This window comes from Streptococcus sp. V940 (assembly GCF_054353495.1).
Genome location: NZ_JBTHHZ010000002.1, coordinates 128,819 through 148,345 on the forward strand (window position 1 = coordinate 128,819; position 19,527 = coordinate 148,345).

Here is a 19,527-nt window from a genome sequence, read left to right on the forward strand (position 1 = left end):
GATTTCATTATACCAAAAAAACACGGCTTATCACCGTGTTTCTGTGTTTATTTCACCAACTTCTTCATCTCATCAATACGCGCTACGGTCGCATCGTATTTGGCTTGGTAGTCGGCTTGTTTGTCGCGTTCTTTTTGGACGACTTCTGGTTTGGCATTGGCTACGAAGCGTTCGTTAGAGAGCTTCTTACCGACCATATCCAGTTCTTTTTGCCATTTAGCCAGTTCTTTGTCGAGACGAGCTAATTCTTCTTCGACATTGAGGAGGTCAGCCAGTGGCAAGTAGATTTCTGCTCCTGTGATGACGCTTGACATAGCGAGTTCAGGTGCAGGGATGTTTGAGGCAATTTCCAAGTGTTCTGGATTTGTGAAGCGTTTGATGTAGTTAACATTGCTGTTAAAGAAGGCTTCCAAGTCGCTATCGCTAGTCTTAACAAGAATCGTGATAGGCTTGCTTGGAGCAACATTTACTTCCGCACGCGCATTACGAACAGCACGGATCAAGTCTTTGAGGCTTTCGACACCAGTGTGGGCAGCAAGATCTTCAAAGGCTGGGTTGACAGTTGGGTATGTTGCTGTGACGATAGAGCCTTCTGAGATTTGTCCAAAGATTTCCTCTGTCACGAATGGCATGATTGGGTGAAGGAGACGAAGGATCTTGTCCAAGGTGTAAAGCAGAACAGAACGTGTGATGACTTTCTCTTCTTCGTTATCGCTATAAAGGACTTCCTTGGTCAACTCAACGTACCAGTCCGCAAACTCATCCCAGATGAAGTTGTAGAGGATGTGTCCAGCTACACCAAACTCAAACTTGTCAAAGTTTTCAGTGACTTTGCCGATAGTTTCATTAAGGTTATGGAGAATCCAGCGGTCTGTGACATTTCCAGCTTCCTTGTTAACCACTTTTTCCACATTGGCAGTTGCTTGCTCAAGGGTCAATCCTTCATTGTTCATGAGGATGTAGCGAGAGATGTTCCAGATCTTGTTAATGAAGTTCCATGAAGCATCCATTTTCTCGTAAGAGAAGCGCACATCTTGCCCTGGTGCAGAACCGTTTGAAAGGAACCAACGAAGGCTATCTGTTCCGTACTTATCAATAACATCCATTGGATCAATCCCGTTACCGAGAGATTTCGACATCTTGCGTCCTTGCTCATCACGAATGAGACCATGAATCAAGGCATTTTTGAATGGCGACTTGCCGGTAAATTCCAAACCTTGGAAAATCATCCGAGACACCCAGAACGGAATAATATCATAACCAGTCACCAAAGTTGATGTTGGATAATAACGTTTAAAGTCTTCTGAGTCCACATCCGGCCAGCCCATGGTAGAGAATGGCCAAAGGGCAGAGCTGAACCAAGTATCCAAAACGTCTTCGTCCTGAGTCCAACCGTCACCTTCTGGAGCTTCTTCGCCGACATATATTTCACCCTCAGCATTGTACCAAGCAGGGATTTGGTGACCCCACCAGAGCTGACGAGAGATAACCCAGTCGTGGACATTTTCCATCCATTGGAGGAAGGTATCGTTGAAACGAGGTGGGTAAAATTCTACCTTGTTCTCTGTGTCTTGGTTGGCAATGGCATTTTTGGCCAATTGGTCCATCTTGACGAACCATTGAGTAGACAAGCGTGGCTCCACCACAACACCTGTACGTTCTGAGTGACCAACACTGTGGACACGTTTTTCGATTTTGACGAGGGCACCAATCTCTTCCAACTTAGCCACGACTGCCTTACGAGCTTCAAAACGATCCATACCTGCAAATTCGAAGGCAAGCTCGTTCATAGTTCCGTCGTCGTTCATGACGTTGACTTGTGGCAAGTTGTGACGTTGACCAACCAAGAAGTCGTTTGGATCGTGGGCAGGTGTGATTTTCACGACTCCAGTCCCAAACTCAGGATCTGCGTGCTCGTCTCCAACGATTGGGATGAGTTTATTAGCGATTGGAAGAACGACATGTTTACCAATCAAGTCCTTGTAGCGTGAATCTTCTGGGTTGACCGCAACCGCAACGTCCCCAAACATAGTCTCTGGACGAGTTGTCGCAACTTCAAGGGCGCGTGAGCCATCTTCCAGCATGTAGTTCATGTGGTAGAAGGCACCTTCGACATCCTTGTGGATAACTTCGATATCAGAAAGGGCAGTGCGAGCCGCTGGGTCCCAGTTGATGATAAATTCACCACGGTAGATCCAACCTTTCTTGTAAAGGTCCACAAAGACTTTACGAACGGCTTTTGACAAACCTTCATCAAGCGTGAAACGCTCACGAGAGTAGTCTACAGAGAGCCCCATCTTGCCCCATTGTTCCTTGATAGTAGTGGCATATTCGTCTTTCCATTCCCAGACTTTCTCAAGGAATTTCTCACGACCCAGGTCATAACGGCTAATACCCTCACCACGCAAGCGCTCCTCAACCTTAGCCTGAGTGGCAATCCCCGCGTGGTCCATGCCTGGAAGCCAAAGCGTATCAAAACCTTGCATGCGTTTTTGACGGATGATGATATCTTGCAAAGTCGTATCCCAAGCGTGACCAAGGTGGAGTTTACCTGTAACGTTTGGAGGTGGAATCACGATTGAATAAGGCTTAGCCTTTTGATCGCCTGAAGGCTTGAAAACATCAGCGTCAAGCCATTTTTGGTAACGACCAGCCTCAACCTCGGCTGGATTGTATTTAGGTGAAAGTTCTTTAGACATGTGTGTGTCCTTTCTAGTTATTTCTATTTTTAATGTTGACTTTGTGTTTCCCACTCACTCCTCAGTAAGCCGTATCTCAAATCATCGCAGCGATTTCCTTGAATATCTTTACGGTCTCGGATACGAGCTTCGAGGGTAAATCCAAGTTTTTCTGCGACTCGTTGACTTTGAAGGTTGTAACCAAAGCAAGACAATTCAATCTTGTGAAGCTCCAGTTCTGTAAAAGCTAAATCAATCAAGGAACGCGCTGCTTCGGGCACATAGCCTCGCCCCCAATAGTCTGGGTGCAAGGTATAGCCAATCTCCAGCACATCGTCTTCGTGGCGACGATTGAAGTCAACAGAGCCGATGATTGTATCCGTCCCTTTGACAACAATTCCATAGCCGGCTGGGAGATTTTTCTTTTGATTGCGATCAGGAAGGATATGCTCCAGATAATAAATCTCGTCTTCCAAGGTCTTGACGGGTGGAAAGCCTGCTGGGTAAGAAACCTCTGGCAGACTAGCGTAGGCATGAATATCCTCAGCATCAGCTATTGTACGGACTCGTAAGACAAGTCGGTCAGTCTCTATTCGTTCTGGCAGTTCAGCTCTTGTCATCCTTCTACCTCGCTTTCTACAAAAAAATCGCCCCTGTCATCAATCTGACAGGGACGAATGTGTTTATCCGCGGTACCACCCAATTTCGGGCAGATGCCCGCAACTTTAATCTTCTTGTTTCACTTTTATGACGTCGTTAGCTCGTCTAGGCGTACTTGAGTACAGCCTGCAACTCGCTGCCTAGTCCTAAAAGGAAACAAAAAGATAATTCTAATATTTCATTTTCATCCATTAGCAACCAGTTTTGACACATTTGTGGACTTCTCAGCTCCGCCACTTTCTGTAAAATGTGGGACTCAAAACACCTCTAATGGCTTTATTTTAACAAGTTTTTGACGGAAATGCAAGGGACAAGAAAGATTACTTGAACTTGATGCCGTTTTCTTTTAATTTCTTGATAGTAGCTGGACCGATTCCTTTCAAGGCAAGGAGTTCTTTTTCTGTCCAGTTTTTGAAGTCAGCAGCAGACTTAATCCCTTCATCGTAGAAAGTTTTAGCACGGTCAAGTGGAAGTCCGCCTAGGTCAGCTGCGAAATCTTCAACAGAAGTTGTAAGCTTGTGGGCTTGCTCTTTAGTTGCTTCTACAGCTTTTTCTACTTGCTTAGAGACTGCTTTTCCTGCCTCACTTGCTGCTTTTTCAGCATGCTTCACAACTTTTTTTGTTTCTTCGACAACCTTGTTTACAGCATTTGAAAGTGCACCTGAGCGACGAAGGTTGTTTCTTAATTGTTTTTTACGTTGTAGTTTTTTTGACATGATAAGATCCTTTCAATAAAAAACCCCTGTGATTGAACAAGGATAAATCTTTATGTTTTATTGTATCAACTTTCTTTGGGAAATGCAAGGCATGTTAGTTTAGAAAGATAGGAGTCCTATAGGGAATTCCGCCTTAGAATAAGAGAATATGATAGAAGAAAAGCGAAAAATATGGTATAATGAAACGATAGATTTTTGAATAGGAATACAATCATGTTTGGATTTTTAAAAAAAGATAAAGTAACAGAAACACCAGCAGTGGTGCCAGCACATATCGGAGTTATCATGGATGGCAATGGTCGTTGGGCTAAAAAACGGATGCAACCACGTGTCTTTGGGCATAAGGCTGGGATGGATGCTCTGAGAACGGTAGCCATTGCTGCTAGTGATATGGGTGTCAAGGCTATGACTGTGTATGCCTTCTCGACTGAAAATTGGACACGTCCAGACCAGGAAGTCAAGTTTATCATGAACTTGCCTGTTGAATTTTATGATAAGTATGTCCCCGAATTGCACCAAAAGAACATGAAGATCCAAATGATTGGGGAAACTGATCGCTTGCCAAAACAAACTTTTGAATCTTTGAAAAAAGCGGAAGAGTTGACCAAGTTGAACACAGGTTTGATTCTTAACTTTGCCCTCAATTACGGTGGACGAGCTGAGATTACACAAGCGGCCAAGTTGATTGCACAGGATGTTTTGGATGCTAAGGTGAATCCAGGCGATATTACAGAAGAGTTGATTGGGGAATACCTCTTTACAGGGCATTTGCCTAAGGTCTTGCGTGATCCGGACTTAATCATTCGAACGAGTGGGGAGCTTCGCTTGAGCAATTTCTTGCCTTGGCAAGCAGCTTATAGTGAACTTTATTTCACAGATGTTTTGTGGCCTGACTTTGATGAGGAAGCTTTGAAAGAGGCTATTGCAGAGTATAATCGCCGCAATCGTCGATTTGGAGGAGTTTAGGAAAAGTTATGAAAAAGGATTTATTAAAGAGAACCATATTTGCCGCTCTGGCATTAGCAATCTTTATCCCGCTCTTGGTGATTGGTGGGCTTTGGTTACAGATTGCTATGGGACTTCTAGCCATGCTAGGGGTTCATGAGTTGCTTCAGATGAAAGGGTTAAATACCATGACCCCTGAAGGTTTGCTGACCTTGTTAGCGACTTTTGCACTGACAATCCCCCTAGAAAACTACTTGACATTTTTACCTGTAGATGGGAATGTTGTCGCATATGGTGTTGTGATTTTTATCATGTTAGGTTGCACTGTTTTTAGCAAGAATTACACCATTGAAGATGCTGTATACCCAATCGCTATGAGTTTCTATGTTGGTTTTGGATTCAACGCTTTAGTGGATGCTCGAATCGCAGGTTTGGATAAAGCCCTCTTGGCCCTCTGTATCGTATGGGCAACTGATAGTGGGGCTTATCTCGTAGGAATGAATTTCGGTAAGAGAAGATTGGCACCGAGAGTCTCTCCGAACAAATCCATCGAGGGAGCCTTTGGTGGAATTTTAGCTGCCATGCTTGTCACTCTTATCTTTATGTTAGTGGATAGTACGGTTGCCCTTCCTTACGGCATTTACAAAATGATGCTCTTTGCTATTTTCTTTAGTATTGCAGGGCAATTGGGTGACTTGATTGAAAGTGCCATGAAACGCCATTTTGGAGTCAAGGATTCAGGCTTCTTTATTCCAGGACATGGTGGAGTACTGGATCGCTTTGATTCTATGTTGGCTGTTTTCCCTATTATGCACCTCTTTGGCTTATTTTAAGGAAAGGTGAACAAATATTAAATGTTAGGATTATTAACCTTTATCCTTGTTTTTGGAATTATCGTGGTGGTTCACGAGTTCGGCCATTTCTACTTTGCTAAGAAGTCTGGAATTCTGGTTCGTGAATTTGCCATTGGTATGGGTCCGAAGATTTTTGCCCATATCGGGAAAGACGGGACTGCATACACGATTCGTCTCCTACCGCTTGGTGGTTATGTCCGCATGGCAGGTTGGGGTGAGGATACCACAGAAATTAAGACAGGAACTCCTGTTAGTTTGACCTTGGCCGAAGATGGTAAGGTGAAGCGCATCAATCTTTCTGGTAAGAAGGTCGACCAAACGGCTCTTCCTATGCAGGTAACCCAGTTTGACTTTGAGGATAAACTCTTTATCACAGGTCTAGTTTTGGAAGAGGAAAAAACTTTCTCCGTAGACCATGATGCGACCATTGTAGAAGCTGATGGGACGGAAGTTCGTATCGCTCCGCTAGATGTTCAGTATCAAAATGCGACTGTCTGGGGCAAGTTGATTACCAACTTTGCAGGTCCTATGAATAACTTTATTCTAGGAGTTATCGTTTTTTGGATTTTGATTTTCATGCAAGGTGGCGTTCGAGATACGCAAAGCAATAACTTTAGTATCATCCCTGATAGCGCGATTGCTAAGGTCGGTGTTGAAAATACAGCACAAATCACTAAAGTCGGTTCACACGAAATTAGTAACTGGCAAGATTTGATTCAGGCAGTTGAAGTAGAGACCAAAGATAAAACAGCGCCTGTATTGGATGTAACAGTCTCTGAAAATGGAACTGAAAAACAAGTCAGTGTGACCCCTGAGGAAAACCAAGGTCGCTATATTCTAGGTGTTCAACCGAGACTCAAATCAGATATCTGGTCTATGTTTGTAGGTGGATTTACTAGTGCGGCTGAGTCAGCCTTGCGCATTCTCAATGCCTTGAAGAGCTTGATTTTCCAGCCTGACTTGAATAAATTGGGTGGACCTGTTGCTATCTTTAAGGCAAGTAGTGATGCTGCTAAAAATGGTCTTGAGAATGTTTTGTTCTTCTTGGCTATCATTTCCATCAATATCGGGATTTTCAACTTGATTCCTATCCCGGCACTAGATGGTGGAAAAATCGTGCTCAATATCATCGAGGCTATTCGCCGCAAACCACTGAAACAAGAAATTGAAACCTATGTTACTCTAGTTGGAGTTGTGATTATGGTTGTCTTGATGATCGCCGTGACTTGGAACGACATCATGCGTACCTTCTTTTAAGAATTAGAGGAAAAATATGAAACAAAGTAAAATGCTTATTCCAACGCTTCGCGAAATGCCAAGCGATGCTCAAGTTATCAGCCACGCCCTTATGTTGCGTGCTGGTTATGTTCGCCAAGTATCAGCAGGAGTCTATTCTTACCTGCCACTTGCTAACCGTGTAATCGAAAAAGCCAAGAACATCATGCGTCAAGAGTTTGACAAGATGGGCGCTGTTGAAATGTTGGCTCCAGCCCTTCTCAGTGCTGACCTTTGGCGTGAATCTGGCCGTTATGAAACCTACGGTGAAGACTTGTACAAATTGAAAAATCGTGAAAAATCTGACTTTATCTTGGGTCCAACTCACGAAGAAACTTTCACAGCAATTGTCCGTGATTCTGTCAAGTCTTACAAGCAATTGCCTTTGAACTTGTACCAAATCCAGCCTAAGTATCGTGATGAAAAACGTCCACGTAATGGACTTCTTCGGACCCGTGAGTTCATCATGAAAGACGGCTATAGCTTCCACGCTAACTACGATAGCTTGGATGTAACCTATGATGAGTACAAGGCGGCTTACGAGCGTATCTTTACCCGTAGTGGCTTGGACTTCAAAGCCATCATCGGTGACGGTGGAGCTATGGGTGGTAAGGATAGCCAAGAATTTATGGCCATCACACCTGCTCGTACAGACCTTGACCGTTGGGTTGTTTTAGACAAGTCTGTCGCATCATTTGATGAGATTCCTGTAGATGTACAGAAAGAAATCAAGGCAGAGTTGCTCAAATGGATGGTTTCTGGTGAAGATACCATTGCTTACTCAAGTGAGTCAAGCTATGCAGCTAACTTGGAAATGGCAACCAACGCCTACAAACCAAGCAATCGTGTTGTGACTGAAGAAGAAGTGACTCGTGTGGAAACACCAGGTGTCAAATCGATTGATGAAGTTGCTGCTTTCTTGAATGTCTCTGAAGAGCAAACAATCAAGACCTTGGTTTATATCGCAGACGAGGAGCCAGTTGTTGCCCTACTCGTTGGCAATGACCAACTCAATGAAGTCAAATTGAAAAACTACCTTGGTGCAGACTTCTTAGAACCTGCAACCGAAGCGGAAGTGAAAGAATTATTGGGAGCGGACTTTGGTTCACTTGGCCCAGTCAATCTTCCAGAAAATGTCAAGATTATCGCAGACCGCAAGGTGCAAGATAGTCGCAATGCTGTTGTAGGTGCTAACGAAGATGGTTACCACTTAACTGGTGTGAACCCTGGTCGTGACTTCACTGCTGAGTATGTTGATATCCGTGAAGTTCGTGAGGGTGAAATCTCTCCAGATGGACAAGGTGTGCTCAACTTTGCACGTGGTATCGAGATTGGTCACATTTTCAAACTTGGGACTCGCTACTCAGCAAGTATGGGGGCAGATGTCTTGGATGAAAATGGTCGTGCTGTGCCAATCATCATGGGTTGCTATGGTATCGGTGTCAGCCGTCTCCTTTCAGCAGTCATGGAACAACACGCTCGCCTCTTTGTTAACAAGACTCCAAAAGGTGAATACCGTTACGCTTGGGGAATCAATTTCCCTAAAGAATTGGCGCCATTTGATGTGCACTTGATTCCAGTTAATGTCAAGGATGAAGAAAGTCTTGCATTGACAAATCGTATCGAAGAAGCTTTGGTCAATAAAGGCTACGAAGTCTTGACAGATGACCGTAATGAACGTGTCGGTGTTAAATTCAGTGACAGCGACTTGATTGGTCTTCCAATCCGCATCACTGTTGGTAAGAAAGCAGCTGACGGGATTGTAGAAGTGAAGATTAAGGCAACGGGAGATACAATCGAAGTTCACGCTGATAACTTGCTTGAAACTCTTGAAATCTTAACAAATAAATAAAATCTATAAGCTGATAACTTGCTTGAAACTCTTGAAATCTTAACAAATAAATAAAATCTATAATCAGAAGAAAAACAAGACAAAAATGTAACTAGTTTTTGCCTTGTTTTTTCTTTATAATGAGATAAAATAAACATAAAAAGAGTAAATAAAGAGGTAGAGCTATGCTAATATTTCCAAAGGATTTTGTCTGGGGTTCCTCAACTTCTGGGCCACAGACAGAAGGGCGAGTTCTTGGTGACGGAAAGGGAGATAATCTCTGGGATTATTGGTTTCAAGTGGAACCAAATCGCTACTACAATGGGATTGGACCAGACAAGACATCGACCTTCTATGAAAATTGGGAAAAAGATATCGAACTATTGTTAGAAACAGGTCATACAGCCTTTCGTACTTCCATCCAGTGGTCTCGTATTTTCCCACAGGGTCGTGGAGAAGTCAATCCTCAAGGTGTGGCTTTCTATCGTCATGTCTTTGAAGCTATTAAGGCCAAGGGAATCCGTCTCTTAGTCAATCTCTATCATTTTGATCTGCCTTTTGCCCTTCAAGAGGATGGCGATGGTTGGGAAAATAAGGCGACCATCAAGGCTTATGAAGACTATGCGCGTTTCTGTTTTGAAACTTATGGAGACTTGGTAGACCAATGGATTACCTTCAATGAGCCTATCGTTCCCGTTGAGTTTGGCTATTTCTATGATGCGCATTATCCACATAAGGTGGATGCCAAAGCTGCGGTTCAGGTAGCCTATAACACTCAACTGGCCAGCACTCTTGCAGTCAAGGCTTGTCATGAGGTTTTGCCTGATTCTAAGATTGGGATTGTCCTCAACTTGACACCAGCCTATCCACGTAGTCAGCATCCTGCCGATGTAAAAGCAGCTCGCATTGCCGATCTCTTCCAGGCCCAATCTTTCCTTGATCCATCTGTCTTGGGAACTTATCCAGAAGAATTGGTGGAAATTTTAGCTGAGCATAATTTGCTGCCAGATTCTACAGCTGAGGAGTTGGGACTTATTCGTGAGCACACAGTAGATTTCCTTGGAGTCAACTACTACCAGCCTTTGCGTGTCATGGCGCCACGTTTTGCTAAGCATCCTGACAGTCCGCTCTTGCCAGAACATTTTTATGAACCTTATGTCATGCCTGGTCGTAAAATCAATCCCCACCGCGGTTGGGAAATCTACGAGCAAGGGATTTACCATATCGCTCAAAATATCAAGGAAAACTATGGCAATATCGAGTGGATGTTGACAGAGAATGGGATGGGCGTTGAAGGTGAAGATAAATTCCGCGAAAATGGAATGATTCAGGATGATTATCGTATTGACTTTGTCAAAGGTCATCTGGCTGAACTTCATCGCGCCATTGAAGACGGTGCTAACTGTAAAGGCTACTTGATCTGGACCTTTATCGACTGCTGGTCATGGCTCAACAGCTATAAAAACCGCTATGGTTTAGTCGAGCTTGACTTAGAAACGCAAGAACGTCGCCTGAAAAAATCAGGCCACTGGTTCAAAGAACTCAGTGACAATAATGGATTTTAATACTCAATGAAAATCAAAGAGCAAACTAGGAAGCGAGCCGCAGGCTGTACTTGAGTACGGCAAGACGAAGCTGACGTGGTTTGAATTTGATTTTCGAAGAGTATAAGCAACTTTTCAAATAGATTCAAAAAAAGACCATTGGAAATAAAGCTCTCTGAGAGAGTTTCCAATGGTTTTTCCTGTTCTTAGAATAGTCCGATAAAAAGTAGTAGAGCTGATAAAGCAATAAAGGCTATGGTTGCTAGACCACGTTGGCCTGGGCTGTAAATTTTTCGTTCTCCTCGGACTGGGAAGACGATAGCCAGTAATGCACCCCCGACAGCACCCCCGACATGCCCAGCAAGGCTGATACCAGGCATTAAAATACTACCCACTAGGTTGATGACTAAGAGGGAGAGGTAGGATTGACCAAGTTGTTGGAGATAGGGATTGCGTGAAGCATATCGGAGAACAACAATAGAGGCAAACATACCGTAGAGGGCAGTTGAAGCACCTGCAGTAATAGCATTGGGACTAAAAACTAGGACAAAGAGATTTCCCATCATACCTGATAGAAGGTAGATAAAGAAAAACTGCTTGGAACCAAAGATGTCCTCCATCTGACGTCCCAAAAAGTAGAGGGATAGCATATTGACTAAAAAGTGCTGCAAGCCAATGTGGACAAAGGTTGCGGAGAATAAGCGCCAGATTTGTTCAGGCATGGCCTTGATAGCAGGGGGATACACAGCTCCGAATTTATACAAGGTGGCTGCGCTGGTATAGTTGAAACCACTGGTTAGAAACATGAGTACAAAAACCAGAGTTGTCACGAGTAGAAAGAAGCTCGTGACGGGATACCGACGATCAAAAATCTCTTTCATAGATAATTACCTCCTTAACGGGAATATCGTGTAGATCAGGATGGAAGTTCTGAATCTGACAAGGATAAAGCGTACTAATTGTATGACCTGGGAAATGCCCCAAGTAGCGGTCGTAGTAGCCACCACCGTAGCCAACCCTATATTTTGAAGGATTGAAAGCCAAACCAGGAACATGAATTAGGTCAATCTGAGAGGGTTCAAGGATTGTGAAGTCTCCTTGAGGTTCAAGAAGTCCAAAAGAATTTCTTTCGAGTTTCTCTGGTTCATATAGAACAAAGTCCATTTCCCCATGTGGATAGGTTTTGGGAATGAGGAGTGTCTTCCCATCTTTTTGAGCTTGATTGATGAGTCTAGCTGTCTGAAATTCATGAGGAAAAGACAGGTAAGTGGCGATGGTTTTTGCTTCCTTGTAGAAGGGATGTAGAAGTAGTTGCTCAGTCAACCAAGCGTCCATGACTTCCTTTTCTTCGGCTGATAGAGATTTGAGTTCTTGCAAGACCTGCTTGCGTAGGGCTTTTTTCATCGTTTACTCCACACCTTTCTTTGCTAAAAAGCTTGATACAGCCTCGACACCGATAGCCAGAGCTTCTTCCTTAGGACTCATCTGTGGATGGTGAAGAGCATAGGGACTATCAATTCCGAGCCAGAACATGACACCAGGAACCTTGGAGAGAAGATAACCAAAGTCTTCTCCTGTCATGGCAGGTTCGATGTCGATTAGTTCAATTCCTTCTTTTTCATCAAAGAAGGTCATCAATTCCTGGGCTAATTCAGGGTTGTTTTCGACAGGTAGGTAACCTCCCTGTTTGAGTTCAACTTCCACATCCATATCAAAAGCAGCTGCGACACCTTCAGCGATGGCTTTGACACGTTTTTGAACTAAGAGGCTCATACTATGTGTGAGGGCTCGAATGGTTCCATGCAAGAAAGCTGTATCAGCGATGACATTATTGGTTGTTCCAGCTTGAAAGACACCGAAAGTGACGACAGCTCCCTCGATAGGATCGACATTACGGCTTACAACTGACTGAACTTGAGTGACAAAATAGCTAGCTGCAACCAGAGCGTCGTTTGCTTGATGTGGAAAGGCAGCGTGACCACCTTTACCCTTGAAACGAATCTTGACTTCGCAAGTTCCTGCAAAGAGTGTATGAGTATTGGTCGCAATCTGACCAACCTTTAGGTCTGGACGAACATGAAGCCCATAGAATTGGTCAGGCAACCAGTCGCCAAAGGCCCCATCTTCATACATGAGCATGCCCCCTGCTTCATTTTCCTCGGCAGGTTGGAAGAGAAAGAGGAGATTATTTTTAGGTTGGTTTTCTAGAGCGCGTTCGAGACTTCCTAGGGCAATGGTCATGTGAAAGTCGTGCCCACAAGCATGCATACGGTCTGGGTGTTGAGAGGCAAAGGCAAGACCTGTTTGTTCAACGATTGGGAGTCCGTCGATATCTGTCCGCCAACCGATGGTACGTTCTGGCTGACTTCCCTGTAAATACACTAAAATACCTGTTTGCCAAGTACGAATCTGAACAAAATCCTTACCAGCTGTTAATTTCTCAATGACATTGAGCAAATAAGCTTGAGTCTTGACTTCTTCTAAACCAATCTCAGGAATTTGGTGAAGGTCGCGTCGAGTTTGAATCAAATCTAACATATCTAATTTCCTTCTATTGATACGATAAAGAGGCTGGAAAAGTTTCCGCCTCTGTTACTAATTACAAGGTACGAAGCGCATCCTCTAGCGCTGTTTTTTGTTGAGTTTGGCTATCGATTTCTTTGATAACACGAGCCGGAACACCTGCCACCACAACATTTTCTGGAACATCTTGAGTGACGATGGCACCTGCTGCAACAACAGATCCGCTACCGATTTGAACACCTTCGATAACCACAGCGTTAGCACCGATGAGTACATTATCACCGACACGGACAGGCTCTGCACTAGCTGGTTCGATAACACCTGCAAGAACAGCTCCCGCACCTACGTGACTATTTTTACCGACAATAGCACGTCCACCTAGAATAGCACCCATGTCAATCATAGTGCCAGCACCGATTTCAGCACCAATATTGATCACAGCTCCCATCATGATAACAGCGTTATCGCCAATCTCAACCTGGTCACGGATGATAGCCCCTGGTTCGATACGAGCATTGATGTCGCGTTTATCAAGAAGAGGTACAGCTGAGTTGCGAGCGTCTTGCTCAACAACATAATCCTTGTTTTCAGTCAGTCCTTCGAGAAGAGGAGCGATATCCTTCCAGTCTCCAAAGAGAACATTTCCAAGCTTGGTAACAGAAGCAGGGATAGATCCAGTAAGCTGCCCCTCAAAGGTCACTTTTACACTTGTCTTTTTCTCAGCATTTGCAATAAATTGGATAATTTCTTGTGCATTCATTTTTGTAGCAGTCATAGATGTCTCCTCACTCTTTGTAATGCTTACTATTCTACCAAAAAAGGCTTCAAAATTGAAGCCTTAAGTGTTAAAAGAAGATTCTTTCAGTTTGTCCTTTGATTCTTCGATGGATAAGAAGATCATGGGAATAATAATCAAAATCATAGCTAATAGCAGGTAGCCGTCCAAGACCAGACCTAGAAATAGAACGCTTAGAATAGCAGAGGATAGCGGTTCACTTGCACTAACCACTGACACCACCAAAGGGGACACCAGCGAGACAGCCTTCATAGATAGGAAAAAGGCAAAAGCTGTTCCCAGAAAGGCAATGGTCAAACAAATCAAGATGCTCACCAAATCCAGCTGAAAGCTAATTCTATATACAGGGTAGAGAAAATTACTAAAGAGTCCAGCCAGCATCATTCCCCAACCAACGGTGGGAACAAAACCATATTTTCGAGCAAATGGCTGGGGTAAGATGACATTAAACATAACGCCCAGTGCACTGAGTAGTCCAGTTAATACAGCGATAGGAGTGATGGATAACTTAGAGAAATCGCCTTTGGTAGCCATCAAAAAGACCCCAATCATTGCAGTTAAAACATAGAAGATTGCTTTTTTAGAAGCTTTTTTCTTGTAGATGATACGGTTGTAGATGAGAATGAAGACAGGACTGATAAATTGTAGGATGGTTGCAGTTGTCGCATTAGAGTATTCTACACAGAGATAGAAGAAATACTGAACAGAGAAGATTCCTAAGATGGCATAAGCCAGAAAAGGCAGGTAGTTTTTGCGCTTTCTCCAGACATCGAATAGCTGTGAGCGAAACTTAAAGCTAGACAAGATAAGTACGAAACTACCTGCAAGGCTTAGTCGCATGGAAGTAATCCAGCCGGATGATACTTGATAATGCGTAAAGAAGAATTCTCCTAAAATGCCACAAATACCCCATATTAATCCAGATAGGAGGGAGTAAATGGTTCCCTTAAAAATATTCTTTTGATAGTGATTCATATAAAAGGTTAGCGTTGTAGTCTATTTGACGAAGAGTCGTTACTTCCGTTGGTAATATTATTGTTATTATTACCGTTATTGCTGTTACTGTTGCTATTATTATTGCTATTGTTATTTCGATTATTGTTATTGTTGTTTGAATTATTATTGTTGGAATTAGAAGATTTTGGCAAACTTCCCAAAATAGTATTCCAAGCATTTTGGTAGTCAGCATCGCTTCCACCAATGGCAAATCTGTAGGTAGTAGTTGGAGCGCCAGTTTGATTAGCCCAATAGCTTGTTACCATTTCTCCAGTTACTTCAATTTCTCTACCGTTAATAGTAACCTTACCTGGTTTCTGACCAGTCGATCTAAGAACTTGAGAAGAAGTGACGCTGGAGTCCAAGCTAAAGCGTTCAGAACCCCAAACAGAAGGAGAAGCTTGCTGAATAGCATTGACCAGATAAGCCATATACTTAGCATTGCGGTAGTGACCAGCTCCCTTTCCAAGAGGTCGGTTGTCATCGTGGCCAAGCCAACCGCCAAGTGTCAATCTTGGAGTTGAAAGCATGAGCCACATGTCACCATCTTCATTGGTCGTACCAGTTTTACCAATCCAGTCAGCACCCGCTAAACTTGGATTGATAGAAGCAAGATCGCTCTGGAAGCTTGAAGTGACTCGTGACGAAATAACATCTCTCAACAAGCTCTGCATAATGGTTGCAGTCGCTTTAGAGTAGACCTGTACAGGTTCGTCTTTGTGCTCATAGATAACCTCACCATTCGTTTTTTCGATTTTCGAAATCATGAATTTCTTATGATAAACACCGTTGTTGGCTAAGGTTTGGTATCCGTTTGTATGCTGAGCTACAGTAACCTCGATTCCTCCACCCATAGGCAAACTTTCAATGTCGTATTCTGGGATTTCATAGCCCATTTTTTCCATGTAAGAGCGAACATCGACTCCTTTTTCACGGAGGGTACGATAAGTCCAGTAGGCTGGGATATTCCATGAATAATTGAGAGCTTCTTTAAGACTCATCATGGCAGTACCGGAGCTATTGACATACATGATAGGATTTCCGTTTGAGAAGTTGGTTGGATAGTTGGATAGGACACTTGCACTTCCCATCAAACCTTGGTCAATGGCAATACTGTAGGCTAGGATTGGTTTAGTAGTTGAAGCAGGAGAACGTTTGGTATTAAAAGCGTGGTTGTTTTGGTTACTTTGGTAATCGCGGCCACCGACAAATCCTAAGATAGCTCCCGTTTGATTATCCATCAAAACATTTCCGACTTCAGGTTGACCGGTATTATCGTCGACTAGATAGCCATAGTTTGCGACTGCATCTTGCATGGCAGTATGGATAGCTTTGTCGATTGTAGTTGTGATACGGTAACCACCATTTTGAATCTCTTTTTCAGCTAATTCACGATAGGATTTTTGGATAGACTCGTTTTTGAGTTCTTGGGCAGAGACGTTGTCTTTTTGTACCAAGTAGTCATACATGAGATTAGTTGCTTCATCGAGAGCAGTAAAGTAGAGATAGCCCCTAGAAGTTACGTTTACACTTTCAGCTGGTAAGAAATCTTGTTTGATGTCGTATGCTTTATAGGTTTCGTAATCTTCCTGACTGAGGACCCCTGTTCTGTACATATTGTAAAGAACATCTTGAGAGCGTTTGATACCAAGTGCCATATCTTCTTCACTCTTCATTTCTCCCGTAGATTCATAAGGTGAGTAAGAGATAGGGCTTTGTGGCAAGCCTGCTATGAAGGCTGCTTGAGGTATCGTTAGCTGATAGGCATCAACACCGAAAATACCCTTGGCTGCTTGTTGAGCTCCTGCGATATTTTGCCCTTTATTGTTACGACCAAATGGAGCGACATTAAGATAGGTGGTCAAGATTTCGTCCTTGCTCATTGCTCTCTCTAAGGCCAAGGCATCCACGATTTCAGTAGCTTTACGGGTTAGTGTAGGAGCATCACCAACCACTTGTTGCTTGATGAGCTGCTGTGTTAGTGTAGAACCTCCACTAGAAGAACCAAGTCCGATAAAGTTTCCAAGACTGGCACGAATAATCGCTTTAGGAACGACTCCATTATGTTCGGCGAAATGTTCATCCTCGGTCGCAACGATAGCTTGTTTGAGATTGTCTGAGATAGCATCTGATGCAACAGATGTCCGAAGGAGGTCACTTTCGATAGCACCAATCATGGAACCGTCAGCATAGTGAATCTCAGAAATGGATGAAATATCGTTCACTTGTTTGACTAAATCTTCTGTTTGAGGAACGGCCACTTTGTCAAATAGAGATACAGCATAACCGAAAACGACCCCAGTACCTAAAAGTCCACCAAGGAAGGCGATGATGAATAGAGTATTAAAGGTTGCCTTGATTCCTAGTAAGATATTAGCAAAGATAGTCCAAATATCAGTTTTGGTTTGCTTTTTCTTTTTAGAATTTTTAGGACCTTTGTTTCCTAGATGTATATTTTTTAGTTTTGTTTTAAGGGACTCCAGTAAGGCCAGTCCTTTTTCTTTCATAGATAATAATTTATTCTTCATTTCTTTCCTCACTCCTTATTATTATACCATAAAAGCAATGATTGCAAGAAATTAGGCTTGGACTAGCTTTGGAGGTGTTTAGGCAACAAAAAAACCAGGTATTTTCAACCTGGTTTAAGGGATTATTTTTCTCCTGAGAGTTCTTTCCCAAGGTTAATCAAATAAGTTTTCAAGTCATCTTTGACTTGAGGGTGTCTAAGTGCGTAGTCGATTGAAGTTTTCATAAAGCCAAACTTGTCTCCAACATCATAACGAGCCCCCTTGAATTCACGAGCAAATACACGTTGGGTTTTGTTGAGGGTATCGATAGCGTCTGTTAGCTGGATTTCATTTCCGGCACCAGGCGTTTGATTTTCAAGAATACCAAAAATCTCTGGTGTGAGGAGGTAACGACCGATAATCGCTAAATCACTTGGTGCGTCCTCAGGTGCTGGTTTTTCAACGAAGGTTTCAACGCTATAAAGTCCATCTTTTCCTTCACCTTGAGGTGCGATAACACCATAAGCAGAGACTTCTTCGTGTGGTACAGGCATTACGGCGATAGTAGAAGCGTGAGTTTCTTCGTAATCATTCATGAGTTGCTTGGTCAATGGGACAGCATTGTCATCAGTGATATCCATGAGGTCATCTCCGAGCATTACCACAAAAGGTTCATTCCCAACGAATGCTTTGGCTTGTAAAACGGCATCTCCGAGTCCGCGTGGGTGTGTTTGACGGATGAAGTGAAGGCGCATGCCAGTCGTTTCATCAACTAATTTTAAGAGATCTGTTTTTCCTTTTTCCTTGAGGTTATATTCTAGTTCAAAGTTTGAGTCAAAGTGGTCTTCGATAGAACGTTTTGACTTCCCTGTTACAACAAGAATGTCCTCAATTCCAGACTTGAGAGCTTCTTCAACGATGAATTGAATGGTTGGCTTATCCACGATTGGCAACATTTCTTTGGCCAAGGCTTTGGTTGCTGGTAGGAAACGAGTTCCAAGTCCCGCAGCAGGGATAACAGCTTTTCTAACTTTTTGCTTCATGAGCTTCCTTTCTAACGGTGATTATGACCACTCGTTTTCTGCCTTGAACTCGTTACTCATGAGTTCAGAAACAGCATCCTTAATATTAACATTTTCATAAATAACTTGGTAAATAGCCTGGGTAATAGGCATATAGACTCCAAGCTCTTGCGCTAATTCGTAAGCAGCTTTGGTTGTTGAGATTCCTTCAATGACCATTCCCATATTTGCTTCGATATCTGCCAAGGCTTCGCCACGCCCAAGAGCATCTCCAGCACGCCAGTTACGTGAGTGGACAGAAGTTCCAGTAACGATTAAATCCCCAACACCTGAAAGTCCGCTATAAGTCAGTGGATTTGCTCCAAGCTTGACTCCTAGACGAGTGATTTCCGCAAGCCCGCGCGTGATAATAGCTGCTTTAGCATTATCACCAAAGCCAAGTCCATGAAGGGCCCCTGCACCAACAGCAATGATATTTTTAAGAGCACCAGCTGTTTCCACTCCAATCACATCTGTATTGGTATAAAGACGGAAGTAGTGGTTACTAAAGAGTGTCTGAACATACTGAGCTGTCTCTAAATCTTTAGAAGCAGCAGTAATCAAGGTGATATCACGGACAATTGTTTCTTCTGCGTGACTAGGACCAGATACAACCACAATTTCACTGCGGAACTCTTCAGGGATTTCTTCTTCAAGAATGGTTGAAAGACGTTTGTGACTATTTGACTCGAGACCTTTTGAAGCATGCATAATAACCACTTTATGATCAAGAACAGCAGCTACCTGTTGAGCTACCAATCTTGTCACCTTAGTTGGAACGACGAACAAGACAGCGTCAGCGCCCTTCAAGACTTCTGCTAAATCATGGTAGGCAACAATCTTTTCGTCTAAAACAGTATCCTTAAAATAGCGTTTATTGGTATGTTGTGTATTGATTTCGTCAATTTGGTCAGGAATATTTCCCCAGATACGTACTTCATGTCCATTGTCATTTAAAACTTGTGACAGAGCAGTACCCCAAGAACCAGGCCCTAAAACAGCGATGGTTTGTTTGTTCATTTTTCCCTCCTTCTGAGAAAGCACTTTCCTATATTCTACCATAAAAAGCACTAACTTGCATCTATATTATTTATGAAGAGCAAACTCAGTAAGAGAGGAAAAAAACAGCCAATAAGTAATT

General features: G+C 43.1%; 16 protein-coding genes. 5 read left to right on the forward strand and 11 right to left on the reverse strand.

What is annotated here, in order from left to right:
- Positions 1-47: 47 nt before the first annotated feature.
- The 3 genes from ACXYSM_RS06550 to ACXYSM_RS06560 form a co-directional block, all read right to left on the reverse strand.
- Positions 48-2,699 carry a valine--tRNA ligase gene (locus ACXYSM_RS06550; protein WP_458634790.1) on the reverse strand — a complete coding sequence of 884 codons (2,652 nt, stop codon included), beginning with the start codon at positions 2,697-2,699 and terminating at the stop codon, positions 48-50.
- A 29-nt stretch (positions 2,700-2,728) separates the two neighbouring features.
- Positions 2,729-3,298: a GNAT family N-acetyltransferase gene (locus ACXYSM_RS06555; protein WP_458634791.1), complete on the reverse strand. Its 570-nt coding sequence runs from the start codon at positions 3,296-3,298 to the stop codon at positions 2,729-2,731.
- A gap of 360 nt (positions 3,299-3,658) precedes the next feature.
- A complete protein-coding gene (locus ACXYSM_RS06560; RefSeq protein ID WP_424847829.1) occupies positions 3,659-4,054 on the reverse strand; it encodes a helix-hairpin-helix domain-containing protein in 396 nt (131 codons plus the stop codon).
- Between the two features lie 213 nt (positions 4,055-4,267).
- On the opposite strand from ACXYSM_RS06560, the gene ACXYSM_RS06565 reads away from it, so the two are divergent.
- The 5 genes from ACXYSM_RS06565 to ACXYSM_RS06585 all read left to right on the forward strand — a co-directional run bounded on the left by ACXYSM_RS06565 (position 4,268) and on the right by ACXYSM_RS06585 (position 10,524).
- Positions 4,268-5,020 (forward strand): isoprenyl transferase, encoded by a 753-nt coding sequence (locus ACXYSM_RS06565; RefSeq protein WP_458634792.1) that lies wholly within the window; start codon positions 4,268-4,270, stop codon positions 5,018-5,020.
- Positions 5,021-5,028: 8 nt separating this feature from the next.
- Positions 5,029-5,832: a phosphatidate cytidylyltransferase gene (locus tag ACXYSM_RS06570; protein ID WP_195183398.1), complete on the forward strand. Its 804-nt coding sequence runs from the start codon at positions 5,029-5,031 to the stop codon at positions 5,830-5,832.
- A gap of 21 nt (positions 5,833-5,853) precedes the next feature.
- Complete coding sequence (gene rseP, locus ACXYSM_RS06575) at positions 5,854-7,110, forward strand: RIP metalloprotease RseP (protein WP_458634793.1); 1,257 nt, start codon at positions 5,854-5,856, stop codon at positions 7,108-7,110.
- A 16-nt stretch (positions 7,111-7,126) separates the two neighbouring features.
- Positions 7,127-8,980, forward strand: a complete 1,854-nt coding sequence (locus ACXYSM_RS06580) for a proline--tRNA ligase (protein WP_458634794.1) — start codon at positions 7,127-7,129, stop codon at positions 8,978-8,980.
- Between the two features lie 164 nt (positions 8,981-9,144).
- On the forward strand, positions 9,145-10,524 hold the full coding sequence (locus tag ACXYSM_RS06585) for a glycoside hydrolase family 1 protein (RefSeq protein WP_458634795.1): 1,380 nt from the start codon (positions 9,145-9,147) through the stop codon (positions 10,522-10,524).
- Positions 10,525-10,709: 185 nt separating this feature from the next.
- On the opposite strand, the gene ACXYSM_RS06590 is transcribed toward ACXYSM_RS06585, so the two are convergent.
- The 8 genes from ACXYSM_RS06590 to ACXYSM_RS06625 form a co-directional block, all read right to left on the reverse strand.
- Positions 10,710-11,384, reverse strand: coding sequence for a rhomboid family intramembrane serine protease (locus tag ACXYSM_RS06590; protein ID WP_458634796.1), 675 nt, complete (start codon positions 11,382-11,384; stop codon positions 10,710-10,712).
- Positions 11,368-11,907 (reverse strand): 5-formyltetrahydrofolate cyclo-ligase, encoded by a 540-nt coding sequence (locus ACXYSM_RS06595; protein WP_458634797.1) that lies wholly within the window; start codon positions 11,905-11,907, stop codon positions 11,368-11,370. The genes ACXYSM_RS06590 and ACXYSM_RS06595 overlap by 17 nt, the downstream gene beginning before the upstream one ends.
- A gap of 3 nt (positions 11,908-11,910) precedes the next feature.
- Positions 11,911-13,041 carry an N-acetyldiaminopimelate deacetylase gene (locus ACXYSM_RS06600; protein ID WP_458634798.1) on the reverse strand — a complete coding sequence of 377 codons (1,131 nt, stop codon included), beginning with the start codon at positions 13,039-13,041 and terminating at the stop codon, positions 11,911-11,913.
- 61 nt (positions 13,042-13,102) lie between these two features.
- Positions 13,103-13,801, reverse strand: a complete 699-nt coding sequence (gene dapD, locus ACXYSM_RS06605) for a 2,3,4,5-tetrahydropyridine-2,6-dicarboxylate N-acetyltransferase (protein WP_303405559.1) — start codon at positions 13,799-13,801, stop codon at positions 13,103-13,105.
- A gap of 63 nt (positions 13,802-13,864) precedes the next feature.
- Entirely contained in the window at positions 13,865-14,797 is a 933-nt protein-coding gene (locus ACXYSM_RS06610; protein WP_458634799.1) for a DMT family transporter, read from the reverse strand.
- An 8-nt stretch (positions 14,798-14,805) separates the two neighbouring features.
- The gene (pbp1b, locus tag ACXYSM_RS06615) at positions 14,806-17,346 is read right to left on the reverse strand and encodes a penicillin-binding protein PBP1B (RefSeq protein ID WP_458634800.1); all 2,541 of its coding nucleotides are present in this window, start codon (positions 17,344-17,346) and stop codon (positions 14,806-14,808) included.
- A gap of 122 nt (positions 17,347-17,468) precedes the next feature.
- Complete coding sequence (gene galU, locus ACXYSM_RS06620; protein ID WP_458634801.1) at positions 17,469-18,368, reverse strand: UTP--glucose-1-phosphate uridylyltransferase GalU; 900 nt, start codon at positions 18,366-18,368, stop codon at positions 17,469-17,471.
- 21 nt (positions 18,369-18,389) lie between these two features.
- Positions 18,390-19,406, reverse strand: coding sequence for an NAD(P)H-dependent glycerol-3-phosphate dehydrogenase (locus ACXYSM_RS06625; RefSeq protein ID WP_458634802.1), 1,017 nt, complete (start codon positions 19,404-19,406; stop codon positions 18,390-18,392).
- Between the last annotated feature and the right edge of the window lie 121 nt (positions 19,407-19,527).

Coding starts and splice junctions, on each gene's coding strand:
- ACXYSM_RS06550 (WP_458634790.1), bottom strand. CDS start 2,699: ATGTCTAAAGAACTTTCACCTAAATACAATCCAGCCGAGGTTGAGGCT.
- ACXYSM_RS06555 (WP_458634791.1), bottom strand. CDS start 3,298: ATGACAAGAGCTGAACTGCCAGAACGAATAGAGACTGACCGACTTGTC.
- ACXYSM_RS06560 (WP_424847829.1), bottom strand. CDS start 4,054: ATGTCAAAAAAACTACAACGTAAAAAACAATTAAGAAACAACCTTCGT.
- ACXYSM_RS06565 (WP_458634792.1), top strand. CDS start 4,268: ATGTTTGGATTTTTAAAAAAAGATAAAGTAACAGAAACACCAGCAGTG.
- ACXYSM_RS06570 (WP_195183398.1), top strand. CDS start 5,029: ATGAAAAAGGATTTATTAAAGAGAACCATATTTGCCGCTCTGGCATTA.
- rseP (WP_458634793.1), top strand. CDS start 5,854: ATGTTAGGATTATTAACCTTTATCCTTGTTTTTGGAATTATCGTGGTG.
- ACXYSM_RS06580 (WP_458634794.1), top strand. CDS start 7,127: ATGAAACAAAGTAAAATGCTTATTCCAACGCTTCGCGAAATGCCAAGC.
- ACXYSM_RS06585 (WP_458634795.1), top strand. CDS start 9,145: ATGCTAATATTTCCAAAGGATTTTGTCTGGGGTTCCTCAACTTCTGGG.
- ACXYSM_RS06590 (WP_458634796.1), bottom strand. CDS start 11,384: ATGAAAGAGATTTTTGATCGTCGGTATCCCGTCACGAGCTTCTTTCTA.
- ACXYSM_RS06595 (WP_458634797.1), bottom strand. CDS start 11,907: ATGAAAAAAGCCCTACGCAAGCAGGTCTTGCAAGAACTCAAATCTCTA.
- ACXYSM_RS06600 (WP_458634798.1), bottom strand. CDS start 13,041: ATGTTAGATTTGATTCAAACTCGACGCGACCTTCACCAAATTCCTGAG.
- dapD (WP_303405559.1), bottom strand. CDS start 13,801: ATGACTGCTACAAAAATGAATGCACAAGAAATTATCCAATTTATTGCA.
- ACXYSM_RS06610 (WP_458634799.1), bottom strand. CDS start 14,797: ATGAATCACTATCAAAAGAATATTTTTAAGGGAACCATTTACTCCCTC.
- pbp1b (WP_458634800.1), bottom strand. CDS start 17,346: ATGAAGAATAAATTATTATCTATGAAAGAAAAAGGACTGGCCTTACTG.
- galU (WP_458634801.1), bottom strand. CDS start 18,368: ATGAAGCAAAAAGTTAGAAAAGCTGTTATCCCTGCTGCGGGACTTGGA.
- ACXYSM_RS06625 (WP_458634802.1), bottom strand. CDS start 19,406: ATGAACAAACAAACCATCGCTGTTTTAGGGCCTGGTTCTTGGGGTACT.